Origin of the sequence: Salmonella sp. 2020_1459 (genome assembly GCF_043847915.1) — a bacterium.
Lineage (GTDB): Bacteria > Pseudomonadota > Gammaproteobacteria > Enterobacterales > Enterobacteriaceae > Salmonella > Salmonella enterica.
On record NZ_JBCMFA010000006.1, the window covers coordinates 191222 to 203948 of the forward strand.

Annotated in this window: 13 protein-coding genes, 5 tRNA genes and 1 other RNA gene; 14 read left to right on the forward strand and 5 right to left on the reverse strand. The window is 46.6% G+C overall.

Going from position 1 to position 12727, the window contains the following annotated elements:
* Nucleotides 1-6 precede the first annotated feature (6 nt).
* From pal to pnuC, 10 genes are all read left to right on the forward strand, one after another.
* A complete protein-coding gene (gene pal / locus ACH0VJ_RS16480; protein WP_001176621.1) occupies nt 7-531 on the forward strand; it encodes a peptidoglycan-associated lipoprotein Pal in 525 nt (174 codons plus the stop codon).
* Between the two features lie 9 nt (nt 532-540).
* Entirely contained in the window at nt 541-1329 is a 789-nt protein-coding gene (gene cpoB / locus ACH0VJ_RS16485) for a cell division protein CpoB (RefSeq protein ID WP_079833567.1), read from the forward strand.
* A 164-nt stretch (nt 1330-1493) separates the two neighbouring features.
* A tRNA-Lys gene (locus tag ACH0VJ_RS16490) sits at nt 1494-1569 on the forward strand.
* A gap of 136 nt (nt 1570-1705) precedes the next feature.
* A tRNA-Val gene (locus ACH0VJ_RS16495) sits at nt 1706-1781 on the forward strand.
* 3 nt (nt 1782-1784) lie between these two features.
* Nucleotides 1785-1860: transfer RNA gene (locus ACH0VJ_RS16500), tRNA-Lys, on the forward strand.
* A gap of 142 nt (nt 1861-2002) precedes the next feature.
* Nucleotides 2003-2078, forward strand: a tRNA-Lys gene (locus ACH0VJ_RS16505).
* A 134-nt stretch (nt 2079-2212) separates the two neighbouring features.
* A tRNA-Lys gene (locus ACH0VJ_RS16510) sits at nt 2213-2288 on the forward strand.
* Nucleotides 2289-2416: 128 nt separating this feature from the next.
* Nucleotides 2417-2542: non-coding RNA, RtT sRNA (locus ACH0VJ_RS16515), on the forward strand.
* A 294-nt stretch (nt 2543-2836) separates the two neighbouring features.
* The gene (gene nadA, locus ACH0VJ_RS16520; protein WP_000115343.1) at nt 2837-3880 is read left to right on the forward strand and encodes a quinolinate synthase NadA; all 1044 of its coding nucleotides are present in this window, start codon (nt 2837-2839) and stop codon (nt 3878-3880) included.
* Between the two features lie 24 nt (nt 3881-3904).
* Entirely contained in the window at nt 3905-4624 is a 720-nt protein-coding gene (gene pnuC / locus ACH0VJ_RS16525) for a nicotinamide riboside transporter PnuC (protein ID WP_000345367.1), read from the forward strand.
* Here pnuC and zitB read toward each other — a convergent pair.
* Together zitB and ACH0VJ_RS16535 are read right to left on the reverse strand one after the other, a co-directional pair.
* Entirely contained in the window at nt 4621-5559 is a 939-nt protein-coding gene (zitB, locus tag ACH0VJ_RS16530; protein WP_000951250.1) for a CDF family zinc transporter ZitB, read from the reverse strand. The two genes, pnuC and zitB, sit on opposite strands and share 4 nt — an antisense overlap.
* Before the next feature lie 110 nt (nt 5560-5669).
* Nucleotides 5670-6056: a YbgS-like family protein gene (locus ACH0VJ_RS16535; protein ID WP_000784380.1), complete on the reverse strand. Its 387-nt coding sequence runs from the start codon at nt 6054-6056 to the stop codon at nt 5670-5672.
* A gap of 319 nt (nt 6057-6375) precedes the next feature.
* On the opposite strand from ACH0VJ_RS16535, the gene aroG reads away from it, so the two are divergent.
* A complete protein-coding gene (gene aroG, locus ACH0VJ_RS16540) occupies nt 6376-7428 on the forward strand; it encodes a 3-deoxy-7-phosphoheptulonate synthase AroG (RefSeq protein ID WP_001109234.1) in 1053 nt (350 codons plus the stop codon).
* A gap of 93 nt (nt 7429-7521) precedes the next feature.
* Here aroG and ACH0VJ_RS16545 read toward each other — a convergent pair whose 3' ends face one another.
* Together ACH0VJ_RS16545 and ACH0VJ_RS16550 are read right to left on the reverse strand one after the other, a co-directional pair.
* Nucleotides 7522-8067 carry a FumA C-terminus/TtdB family hydratase beta subunit gene (locus ACH0VJ_RS16545; protein ID WP_000970374.1) on the reverse strand — a complete coding sequence of 182 codons (546 nt, stop codon included), beginning with the start codon at nt 8065-8067 and terminating at the stop codon, nt 7522-7524.
* Between the two features lie 14 nt (nt 8068-8081).
* Nucleotides 8082-8927 carry a fumarate hydratase gene (locus ACH0VJ_RS16550; protein WP_079833568.1) on the reverse strand — a complete coding sequence of 282 codons (846 nt, stop codon included), beginning with the start codon at nt 8925-8927 and terminating at the stop codon, nt 8082-8084.
* 129 nt (nt 8928-9056) lie between these two features.
* On the opposite strand from ACH0VJ_RS16550, the gene ACH0VJ_RS16555 reads away from it, so the two are divergent.
* Nucleotides 9057-9947, forward strand: a complete 891-nt coding sequence (locus ACH0VJ_RS16555; RefSeq protein WP_000405924.1) for a LysR family transcriptional regulator — start codon at nt 9057-9059, stop codon at nt 9945-9947.
* Here ACH0VJ_RS16555 and ACH0VJ_RS16560 read toward each other — a convergent pair whose 3' ends face one another.
* A complete protein-coding gene (locus ACH0VJ_RS16560; RefSeq protein ID WP_000282119.1) occupies nt 9948-10931 on the reverse strand; it encodes a LysR family transcriptional regulator in 984 nt (327 codons plus the stop codon). It lies immediately after the preceding gene.
* 222 nt (nt 10932-11153) lie between these two features.
* Between ACH0VJ_RS16560 and ACH0VJ_RS16565 the strand changes: the two genes are divergently transcribed.
* Together ACH0VJ_RS16565 and ACH0VJ_RS16570 are read left to right on the forward strand one after the other, a co-directional pair.
* Entirely contained in the window at nt 11154-12422 is a 1269-nt protein-coding gene (locus ACH0VJ_RS16565) for an SLC13 family permease (protein WP_000074133.1), read from the forward strand.
* Between the two features lie 49 nt (nt 12423-12471).
* Nucleotides 12472-12717, forward strand: a complete 246-nt coding sequence (locus ACH0VJ_RS16570; protein ID WP_001089086.1) for an oxaloacetate decarboxylase subunit gamma — start codon at nt 12472-12474, stop codon at nt 12715-12717.
* Nucleotides 12718-12727: the final 10 nt, after the last annotated feature.

A 12727-nucleotide genomic window follows, 5' to 3' on the forward strand; every position in this document is an offset into this window, starting at 1 on the left:
AAAGAAATGCAACTGAACAAAGTGCTGAAGGGCCTGATGATTGCCCTGCCTGTTATGGCAATCGCGGCATGTTCTTCCAACAAGAACGCCAGCAATGACGGTAGCGAAGGCGGCATGCTGAACGGCGCCGGCACTGGTATGGACGCTAACGGCAACGGCAACATGTCATCTGAAGAGCAAGCGCGTCTGCAGATGCAGCAGCTGCAGCAGAACAACATCGTTTACTTCGATCTCGACAAGTACGATATCCGTTCTGACTTCGCGGCAATGCTGGATGCGCACGCTAACTTCCTGCGTAGCAACCCGTCTTACAAAGTCACCGTAGAAGGTCACGCGGACGAACGTGGTACGCCTGAGTACAACATCTCCCTGGGCGAACGTCGTGCTAACGCCGTTAAAATGTACCTGCAGGGTAAAGGCGTTTCCGCTGACCAGATCTCCATCGTTTCTTACGGTAAAGAAAAACCTGCCGTACTGGGCCACGACGAAGCGGCTTACGCTAAGAACCGTCGCGCTGTACTGGTTTACTAAGAGAATTGCATGAGCAGTAACTTCAGACATCACCTGTTGAGTCTGTCGTTACTGGTTGGCATAGCGGCCCCCTGGGCCGCTTTTGCTCAGGCGCCAATCAGTAGTGTCGGCTCAGGCTCGGTCGAAGACCGCGTCACTCAACTTGAGCGTATCTCTAACGCTCACAGCCAGCTTTTAACCCAACTTCAGCAGCAGCTCTCCGATAATCAGTCCGATATCGATTCTTTGCGCGGCCAAATCCAGGAAAATCAGTATCAACTGAATCAGGTGATGGAGCGCCAGAAGCAAATTATGCTGCAGCTGGGGAGCTTAAATAATGGCGGCGCAGCGCAGCCAGCGGCTGGTGACCAGAGCGGGGCGGCAACCGCTGCGACCTCCGCTCCGGATGCCGGTACGGCAACCTCAGGGGCGCCGGTACAAAGTGGCGATGCGAATACCGATTACAATGCGGCAATTGCGCTGGTGCAGGATAAGTCTCGCCAGGATGATGCGATTGTGGCGTTTCAGAACTTCATCAAGAAATACCCTGATTCTACTTATCAGCCGAACGCCAATTATTGGCTGGGCCAGTTGAATTACAACAAGGGTAAAAAAGATGATGCCGCCTATTATTTCGCCTTGGTAGTAAAAAACTATCCTAAGTCGCCGAAGGCTGCGGACGCGATGTACAAAGTTGGCGTTATCATGCAGGACAAAGGTGATACGGCAAAAGCGAAAGCGGTTTATCAGCAGGTGATTAACAAATATCCTGGCACTGATGGCGCGAAACAGGCGCAGAAGCGTCTTAACGCGATGTAATGCGTACCATGCGACCAGAAAACGCCTTTTTTCTGGTCGCGTCGTGCGATTCCTAAGCAGTTGAGCCCCCAGCGTCGAAATTTTTGTTGCGCTCAAATCTGAAATCAGTAATATATGCCGCCGTTGCCACGGGATATTAAACAACTCGAAAGCAACGCAAAAGTGGGTCGTTAGCTCAGTTGGTAGAGCAGTTGACTTTTAATCAATTGGTCGCAGGTTCGAATCCTGCACGACCCACCAATCGTTCGGTGGAAACGAGAATAAAACGTGAAGGATAACGTTGCGTCAGCAACGGCCCGTAGGGCGAGGCGAAGCCGAGTCATCCTGCACGACCCACCACTAACTTCGGTTAGTCAGTAATATCCAGCGTAGTATCGGGTGATTAGCTCAGCTGGGAGAGCACCTCCCTTACAAGGAGGGGGTCGGCGGTTCGATCCCGTCATCACCCACCACTTGGGTCGTTAGCTCAGTTGGTAGAGCAGTTGACTTTTAATCAATTGGTCGCAGGTTCGAATCCTGCACGACCCACCAATTTAACATCAAACTCAGATGTTGAACGTGAAGGATAACGTTGCGTCAGCAACGGCCCGTAGGGCAAGGCGAAGCCGAGTCATCCTGCACGACCCACCATCTTTAGATGGTCCGAGTAAAATCTTTCAGGCAGCACCCGTATGGGTCGTTAGCTCAGTTGGTAGAGCAGTTGACTTTTAATCAATTGGTCGCAGGTTCGAATCCTGCACGACCCACCAATATACAAGGTGGTAACTGGTAGAGAACGTGAAGGATAATGTTGCTTTAGCAACGGCCCGAAGGGCGAGGCGAAGCCGAGTCATCCTGCACGACCCACCATCCTGAATGATTGAAGCAGTAACCCTTATCCAAGGGGTCGTTAGCTCAGTTGGTAGAGCAGTTGACTTTTAATCAATTGGTCGCAGGTTCGAATCCTGCACGACCCACCAATTTAACATCAAACTCAGATGTTGAACGTGAAGGATAACGTTGCGTCAGCAACGGCCCGTAGGGCGAGGCGAAGCCGAGTCATCCTGCACGACCCACCAATGTAAAAAAGCGCCCTAAAGGCGCTTTTTTGCTATCTGCGATTTATAAGATTCGAACCTGCCGCAGGTCCGGGTCTCACGCAGTGAGACAACGGAGCCGTTTACGGCGACGGCCCGAAGGGCGAGCGAAGCGAGTCATCCTGCACGACCCACCAATGTAAAAGAGGGCGCTGGCGGCGCCTTTTTGCTATCTGCAATATGGAAGATTCGAACCTGTCGCAGGTTCGGGTCTTGCCTGATGCGCTGCGCTTATCAGGCCTACAGACGGCACCGCTCACGTAGGCCAGATAAGACGTTACGCCGCCATCAGATACGGGGCTACTTAATTATTGTGACTTTCCTTATTGAATCAGCTATCTTGTTTAGCATATAAAACAAATTAACCGATTGTGGCGTTTATTACGCTTTCATTCGGTTGTTTCGTTAAGTCAGTAAAACGAGAAGCCACGATGAGCGTAATGTTTGACCCACAAGCCGCAATCTACCCGTTCCCGCCGAAACCAACGCCGTTGAACGACGACGAAAAGCAATTTTATCGTGAGAAAATCAAGCGGTTGCTCAAAGAGCGCAATGCCGTCATGGTGGCGCACTACTACACCGATCCGGAAATTCAACAGTTAGCAGAAGAAACCGGCGGCTGTATTTCCGACTCACTGGAAATGGCCCGTTTCGGCGCGAAGCACGCCGCATCCACGCTGCTGGTAGCGGGCGTACGGTTTATGGGGGAAACCGCCAAAATCCTCAGCCCGGAAAAGACCATTCTTATGCCTACCCTGGCGGCGGAATGTTCGCTGGATTTAGGCTGCCCAATAGACGAATTTAGCGCTTTTTGTGATGCGCACCCTGACAGAACCGTAGTGGTCTATGCTAACACCTCGGCTGCTGTTAAAGCGCGTGCGGACTGGGTTGTGACCTCCAGTATCGCCGTAGAACTGATTGAGCATCTGGATAGTTTGGGGGAAAAAATTATCTGGGCGCCGGACAGACACCTGGGGAATTACGTGCAAAAACAGACCGGGGCCGATGTACTGTGCTGGCAAGGAGCGTGTATCGTGCATGACGAGTTTAAAACTCAGGCGTTGACCCGTTTAAAAAAAATCTATCCCGATGCCGCTCTTCTGGTTCACCCTGAATCGCCGCAGTCCATTGTCGAGATGGCCGATGCGGTGGGCTCCACCAGTCAGCTTATTAAGGCGGCAAAAACGCTGCCGCACAGACAGCTTATCGTGGCGACCGATCGCGGCATCTTCTACAAAATGCAGCAGGCGGTGCCTGAAAAAGAGCTGCTTGAAGCGCCCACGGCTGGCGAGGGGGCGACCTGCCGTAGCTGCGCGCACTGTCCGTGGATGGCGATGAATGGCCTGAAAGCCATTGCTGAAGGGCTGGAGCAGGGAGGCGCGGCGCATGAAATACAGGTTGATGCGGCGCTACGCGAGGGCGCATTACTGCCGCTCAACCGGATGCTGGATTTTGCGGCTACACTTCGGGCGTAAAGACGGAAATCTTTGGGGGAGAGAATGGATTTTTTTAGTACGCACAACATACTGATTCATATTCCGATTGGCGCTGGCGGGTACGATCTCTCGTGGATCGAAGCGGTAGGAACCATCGCCGGCCTGCTCTGTATTTGGCTTGCCAGTCTGGAGAAGATCAGCAACTACTTTTTTGGACTGGTTAACGTCACCCTGTTTGCGATTATTTTCTTTCAGATCCAGCTTTATGCCAGCCTGTTGCTGCAACTCTTTTTCTTTGCCGCCAATATTTATGGCTGGTATGCGTGGTCGCGGCAAACAAAGGATAATCAAGCCGAGCTTAAAATCCGCTGGCTGCCGTTGCCAAAAGCAATGGCATGGCTGGCGATATGTGTGATAGCTATCGGTTTGATGACGCGATATATCGATCCCGTATTCGCCGTCCTGACGCGCGTGGCCGTCGCCATTATGCAGATGCTGGGGTTACAGGTGACAATGCCTGTACTGCAACCGGACGCTTTCCCGTTCTGGGACTCTTGCATGATGGTGCTGTCTATCGCGGCGATGATTCTGATGACACGCAAATATGTCGAAAACTGGCTCCTGTGGGTGGTAATCAACGTGATCAGTGTGGTGATTTTTGCTTTGCAGGGCGTCTATGCGATGTCGCTGGAATATCTGATCCTGACATTTATCGCCGTGAACGGTAGCCGCCTGTGGATAAACAGCGCGCGGGAGCGAGGATCGCGCGCGCTTTCCCGTTAATGGTGATGAACATGCCCGGATGGCGTCTGATTCAGATGACAGTCCGGGCCGTGACACACTTGATACTCCATCTGAATCGTAGCGTGCGCAATATGGTATTCGTGCATCAGGAAATCCTGGATACGTTCCAGCAGCGCATCATGGTCGTGTGGCGGAATGACCTGAGCGTGCAACGTCATGACCGGTTTTTCGCCGACCATCCAGACATGCACATGGTGTACGTTGCGGACTTCGGGGATTTCCCGACTTAAATGGCGCTGTAAGGCATTAATATCCAGTGAAACCGGCGCGCCTTCCAGCAATTCGTTGACGCTATCTTTTAACAAACGCCAGGCGCTGCGTAGCACCAGTACCGAAACCAGAATAGAGAGAATCGGGTCCGCTGGCGTCCAGCCTGTCCAGATAATGATCAACGCGGCGACTATTGCGCCGACGGAACCCAGCAAATCGCCCATCACATGTAGCGCGGCAGCGCGCACGTTCAGGTTTTTTTCATCGCTTCCCCGATGGAGAATCCAGAACGCAAACAGGTTCGCCAGCAGACCCGCAACCGCAATCACCATCATCAGATTGCCCGCCACCGGACGTGGCGTGTAAAAGCGCTCTATCGCTTCCCAGACAATGAGAAGGGTAATGACCACCAACGCAATGGCATTCACAAAGGCCGCCAGTGTGGTGAGTCTTAGCCAGCCAAAAGTGTGGCGAACAGTCGGGGGACGACGGGAAAATTGAACCGCCAGCAGCGCAAAGAGAAGGGCCGCCGCGTCGGTGAGCATATGTCCCGCATCCGCCAACAACGCCAGAGAGCCGGAGAGTATCCCGCCCACCACCTCAAGGAGCATAAATCCGGCAGTGACGATAAAGGCGAAAAGCAGGCGACGAGCATTATTATCTTTCGGCAGGTGTGAATCGGCATGAGAGTGTGAGTGCGCCATAACGTCATTCCTTTGTTATTCTCATCAATACTGTAGACATCATACTGATTTTTCGCTGACAAAATAAAAAGGAGAGCGAAAGCTCTCCCGTTATCAGACTTTTTTTTGCATTACTGTGTGGTACCGTCGGTTTTGGTATTCACGTCATTATTGACGCCATTACCGGTTTCCACTTTTTTATTAATATCCGGGCAGCGACCGTCTTTACACATGGTATTTTTATGCTCTTCATCCTTGGTCATTCCGTCATGATTCATGGTTGAACCGTCTGGATGCTGCATCGTGCTGTTAGTATTGCCGTTGGTATTGATGTCGTTGTTATTCACATCATTCGGCGCTACATTCTGGCGGGCGTCCGGGGCAACCTGACCGGCATTTGCCGCCGAGTTCGCCTGGCCATTACTGGATTGCGCGTTAGATTCAGCAGCTAACGCTGCGCCGCTGGCAAGGCCGAGGGTAGCGGTCAGTAAAAGCGTAGTCAGTTTTGTCATTTTCATAAGATGCTCCTGTTATGGTGGATATGTCGGATAACCTCTTCCAACAGTGCACGTGTCAGTCAAATCCTCAAATAAGGGATAAAAAGCGTTCGCCGCCGCGGGTTAACGCAGCAGAGAATCTTGCAATAATTCATAAACAGAGTGGTTACAGTTAAAAAGTGTAGGTTAGATCCCATTTTTCGCTACATTTGTGCGTTTTTTTCCTGAATTCCAGGATTATTCCGTTCAAAGTGTAAAAGCCCGTTTACACTATTTAATTGAAGAGATAGATTGGAGGGATTGCATTCATTGGGATAAGTACGGCAACACTGGAATAAACATGAATTATCAGAACGACGATTTACGCATTAAAGAAATCAACGAGTTATTACCTCCGGTCGCGCTGCTGGAAAAGTTTCCCGCCACGGAAAATGCAGCAAATACCGTTGCTCACGCGCGCAAAGCCATCCATAAAATTCTCAAAGGCAATGACGATCGTCTGCTGGTGGTGATCGGTCCTTGTTCAATTCATGATCCGGCAGCGGCGAAAGAGTATGCCGCCCGTTTGCTGGCGCTACGCGATGAGCTTCAAGGCGAGCTTGAAATTGTCATGCGCGTCTATTTTGAGAAACCGCGTACCACCGTCGGCTGGAAAGGGCTGATTAACGATCCGCACATGGATAACAGCTTCCAGATTAACGACGGTCTGCGTATTGCGCGCAAACTGCTGCTGGATATTAACGACAGCGGCCTGCCTGCCGCCGGCGAATTCCTCGATATGATCACGCCGCAATATCTGGCCGATCTGATGAGCTGGGGCGCCATTGGCGCGCGGACTACTGAATCCCAGGTTCATCGCGAATTGGCGTCTGGCCTCTCTTGTCCGGTCGGTTTTAAAAATGGTACTGATGGCACGATTAAAGTCGCCATTGACGCCATCAACGCCGCCGGCGCGCCGCATTGCTTCCTCTCCGTCACTAAATGGGGTCATTCGGCGATTGTGAATACCAGCGGCAACGGCGACTGCCATATCATTCTGCGCGGCGGTAAAGCGCCAAACTATAGCGCGCAGCATGTTGCTGAGGTGAAAGAAGGCCTCACCAAAGCGGGACTGACGCCGCAGGTCATGATCGATTTCAGCCATGCCAACTCCTGTAAGCAATTTCAAAAGCAGATGGAGGTTTGCGCCGATGTCTGCCAGCAGATAGCGGGCGGTGAAAAAGCGATTATTGGCGTGATGGTAGAGAGTCATCTGGTAGAAGGAAACCAGAGTCTGGAAAGCGGTCAGCCGCTGACCTACGGTAAAAGCATTACTGACGCCTGTATTGGCTGGGAAGATACCGATGCGCTGCTTCGTCAGTTGTCGGCAGCGGTAAAAGCCCGTCGCGGCTAAGTTTATTTTCTATCCTGTGGTGAAGCGCAGGATAGAAAACATATCGGTCCGGTAACAGTCTACCAGACCGATATTACCAATATTAATGTATTATTATTTGGCGTACTTAGGTACTTCCTGCTTCTGGAGAGTATTTCCTTCCGAATCAATTCCTACAATGACTCTATAGCGGTCAAAATATAACTTCTTAATGGATTCTGTTCCTAATTCTTCGTAGGCAACAATTTCTACTGATTTAACATGTTTTGTATTAATTGCAGACGCTCCTCCAATCCCGAGTAGCGAAACCCCACCGTATTTTTTACAAAGCTCAGCGACATAATCAGCACGATCGCCTTTGCCAAGAAACGCAGTTGCCCCTTGTTGAAACATCATTTCTACAAATGGGTCCATACGCGCGGCCGTTGTAGGACCGTTGGAGCCAATAGGTAAACCAGGTCTGGCAGGGCAGGGGCCAGCATAGTAAATTGTTTGGTTTTGAAAATCGACTGGTGATTTTTCTCCGTTACTAAGCGCTACTTCGATTTTTTTATGCGCGGCGTCACGGCAGGTGTAAGCAAATCCAGTGAGAAATAATATATCGCCGACCTTAAGAGTTTTCGCTTTCTCTTTAGTCAATGGTAATGTTAATTCCATCATAGCTTCTCCAGGTATTAAATGATTTCACTAGCGTGGCGGCTTGCATTACATTGGAAATTGATTGCGACTGGCAGTGCAGTGATATGGCAAGGATAGTAATCGACATGCACGCCTAACGCCGTAATACGCCCGCCCATACCTAAAGGGCCGATCCCTGTATTATTCACGGCCTCTAATAATTCAGCTTCGAGCTGGGCATAAAGTGGTTTAGCATTGAACTCACCAAGAGGGCGTAATAATGCTTTCTTCGCCATCCACGAACAGTGATCCATTGTACCGCCAACGCCGATACCAATAATATAAGGAGGGCATGGATTGCCTCCTACACGACGGACAGTTTCCAGAACAAAATCTTTTATACCATCAATACCATCGCCGGGAAGCAATGTTTTAAAAGTTCCCATATTTTCGCTACCGCCGCCCTTTGGCATAACGGTAATTGTCACTCGGTCACCATCAACAATTTCAGTATGTAAAATTGCAGGAGTATTATCATTAGTATTAATACGTTCTAATGGATCTGCAACCATGGATTTTCTTAAGTATCCATTTTCATAGCCCTGGCGAGCACCCTGGTTCACCTGATCTTTAAGCGGCTTACCTTCCCAGCATACATGTTGTCCAATTTCCATTATAACGATACAAGTGCCGGTATCATGGCAGCATGCAAGTTGTTCTTTTTTTGCATACTCTCCATTATCAATTAATATCTTAATGGTTTCCTTGCCGATCTTTGACTCTTCTTTATCATATGCTTTACGAAAAGAACACATGAGATTATCATCCAGTTCATAACAAGCTTTTTTTACAAGTTTTTCGATAATCGGAATGATAATTTCTGTATTTAATATACGACTCATACTCCCTCCAGTGCTATGTTGCATTGTTTTATCCATTGATCACATTTTCATGATATTCGTATTCATTGTAGGAAGGAAATATGTTATTTTTATTAAATGATAAATTTTATTTATAGTAGTGGAAAATAGATGGAAATTAGACAATTAGAATATTTTGTAAGCGCTTCTTTGTTAGGTAACTTAACCAGAGTTGCTGAGCGGCATTTTGTTTCTCAACCTAATATCACCATTGCTATTAAGAAGTTAGAGACTGAATTAGGGGTGACATTATTTGATAGAAAGAAAAATAAACTTGTCCTTACTGAGGAGGGCATGTTTTTCTTACAAAAAATTGAACCTATCCTTATTGCGTTAAAAAATAGCGTAGCGGAAATGAAAGATTATCGTAATGAAAATGGTGGCATAGTAACTTTGGGGATCCCACCGATGATAAGTTTGTTTCTTTTTTCACCGCTCTTCAAGCATTTCCGAGAGATTTATCCAGAGATGGAACTCTCTCTTGTTGAAGAGGGGACTTTTGGTTTACATGATAAACTTTCTGCTGGAGAGCTGGATCTTGCTATTGTTATTATTAATGACTGTCCAAAAGAATTAGTTACGGTACCATTAATGACTCAGCAGCACGTGGTATGTATGTCAGATAAACATCCTCTGGCAAAAAAGGATAGTATCGATTGGGAAGATCTACAATATGAGCCATTGATACTAATGAAAAAAGATTCCTGGCATAGAAAAACGATTATTGAAGAATGTACAAAGCGAGGAATTCATACACATATTTTTCTATCATCAAACAGGATTCAAACCAACATAGATCTGGTTGCTAAAAATGAAGGAATTTCTTTCATTTTGGACGCTGTCGATCTTAAAGCCGAAAAAGTAATAACCAAGGCCATGACTGAGCCGACTTATGTTACGATTGGTTTGGCCTGGAAGAAAGATAAATATTTATCATATGCAACCAGAGCGTTAATTAAATTCATTGAGGATTATATTAAAGAACATTTTACAATTAAATAATTATATTTGTTCTTCAACAAAAATTTCCCATAGCTCTTCGGCATCTGGAGGCATTCTCTTGGCTGGTCTATAAAGTCTTATTTCTATGGGTACCCATAAATTGCTTTCTTTTTCCGCTGCAGTAACAATAGTTTTAGCCTCTATATCTTGCCTGGCAAGGCTTTGAGGTATCCAGGCAACACCGTCGCCAGATCTGACCATTGCCAATAGTGTTGCTGCCAGATCGGCCACAAAGGCAACATTTATATTATGGGTAATTCTGTTAATAGACGCTGTATTTGCTATTATTCTTCCCAGACCTGATTGTGATGAAAAAGAAAGGTAAGGGAATTGAATCTTATTATTTATATTCCACAACGGTTTTAACGTTTCTGAGTCTGGTTTACTGAATGGAATTAATGTATCAAACCCAAGACGAATGCTCATAAAGTTATTTTTATTTAAATTTAGATGCATATGTGGGTGATGGTGACACAGCAAAAATTGTGAATCTCCCTGCCGCATCATTTTTTCGCACGCATTCAATGAGTCAGATAAAAGACGAAATGAACCAAATTTTGCAATTTTATCACTTTGCTTTAACAAGTGCGGTACAAAAGAGAAAGACAAAGCATGCGTTGCTGAAAAAACAAGACTAGGTTGTTTATTACCTGCAGCCTCAAGGGTATCACTTTTCAATGTGTACAAGGAGTGGATCAGTTCGGGAAGCTGGTCTGTAAATACTTCTCCGGCCTTGGTAAGGGTGACTCCCCGTTTACTTCTTTCAAAAAGGGGCGTACCCACCCATTCTTCGAGAGATTGTATCCGACGACTAAATGCGGGTTGAGTCACATATCTTGAGGCAGACGCTTTTGAGAAATTCAACGTTTCTTTTAGAGCCAGACAGTCTTCGAGCCATGTTAGTTCGAGGTGATGCCGATATTGCATAAGCTGCAACCTTATTAGCATTGGATGAGTTTCATTTATATAAGTAGCATTATACACAGACAGATTTTAAGAGGAAATTATTTGATTAAACAGAAACAAAAGCAGTAAGAATATGTTATGCCTTTGTCGGGTAAGTGTTGTTATTTATGTGAGTGTATTCTTTCTCAATAGAAATTAATTAGATGTAATTTTAGTATAACATGTGATTTATGCTTGTTGCAGTTGTATTCATGACTGTAATGAGTTGTTTTTGTACCCTAATAATATAAGGACGTATACATGTCACCAGCGATTATTACTTTGTTGGTTTTAGTGGTTGCAATAATTATCTTTGTTAGCGATCGTCTTCCTATGGGATTAGTTGCATTTATGGTCCCAATGGCACTTTATTTTACCGGTGTTATCGATGCTAAGGATATTTTTGCTTCAATCGTAAATGCGAATGTTATTCTTATCGTCGCCATGTGTGTACTCGGTGCGGCATTTTTTAAAACAGGTTTGGCATGGCAATCAAGTAAAATTTTACTAAAATATGCTAAAACAGAAAGAAGCCTTAGTGTATTGATTTTTCTTATCGGTGGAGTTATGTCTGCCTTTGTTTCTAATAGCGGAACAGTTGCTGTGCTAATTCCTATTGTGTTAGGTATTGCCGCCAGTAGTCAGATTAAGCCTATTAAACTTCTTATGCCTCTGGTTTTTGGGGCAACAATCGGTGCTGATATTTCTATTATCGGTTCGCCAGGAAATCTGATTGCTAAAAATACTATTGAAACTTTTAGTAAGGGAAGTCTGTCGGTGCCATTTTTCGAATACGCTAAAATTGGTATTCCTTTGCTGATTGCATGCTCTATATTTCTCTATTTCTTCGGTTCAAAACTCATCGCAGATCGTGATGGAAATACACAATCTGATTCTCAAATGGATTATAGCCAAATTCCGGCCTGGCATAGAAATTTAACTTTAGCCGTTTTTATTCTGTCTATCGCTGGGATGGTGGCAACTGATTATATTAAGCTTCTGCCTCCAATGCATATTATTGCGTGTTGTGCGGCTATTGTTCTTGTATTTGCTGGAGTTTTGACACAAAAGGAAACTTTTAATTCTTTTGAAACGCTAACTGTTTTCATGCTTGCGTTTATGATGCCTTTAGGTGCCGCGCTTAATTCTACTGGTGCTGGGGAAATGATTGCCAATGCCGTTATTTCAGTAACCGGAGATTCTGGCGTTATGATTATTATGGCGTCATTGTGGATACTTACATGGGCTTTGACTCAAGTAATGAGTAACACTGCAGCATGTACGTTGTTATGCCCGGTAGGATGGACTATCGCACAGTCTATTGGCGCAGACCCTCGTGCAGTTGTTATTGCTGTTTTTATTGCGAGTAGTGTTGCTGTTTGTACTCCAATGGCTATTCCAGCAAACTCAATGATTATTGGCCCGGGGAATGTTAAATTTAAAGATTTCTTAAAACCCGGATTGGCGATTAGTTTGGTTTGTTTTATCGTTAGTATGATTTTACTACCGGTATTTTATCCTTTCTATTAATGCCTGATATTACTTTTCTATTTTAGATTATTAAATTTGAGACTTTATTATGAATAGTTCGGTGCTATTAGGTGAAGGCTTCACTCTGATGTTCCTCGGCATGGGGTTCGTGCTGGCGTTTCTGTTCCTGCTGATTTTCGCCATCCGCGGCATGTCCGCCGCCGTCAACCGTTTCTTCCCTGAACCGGCTCCGGTGCCAAAACTGGCACCTGCCGCCGCGCCCGCGGACGACTTTGCCCGCCTCAAGCCGGTGATTGCCGCCGCTATCCACCACCATCGCCGCCTTAACCCTTAATTTACGGAGG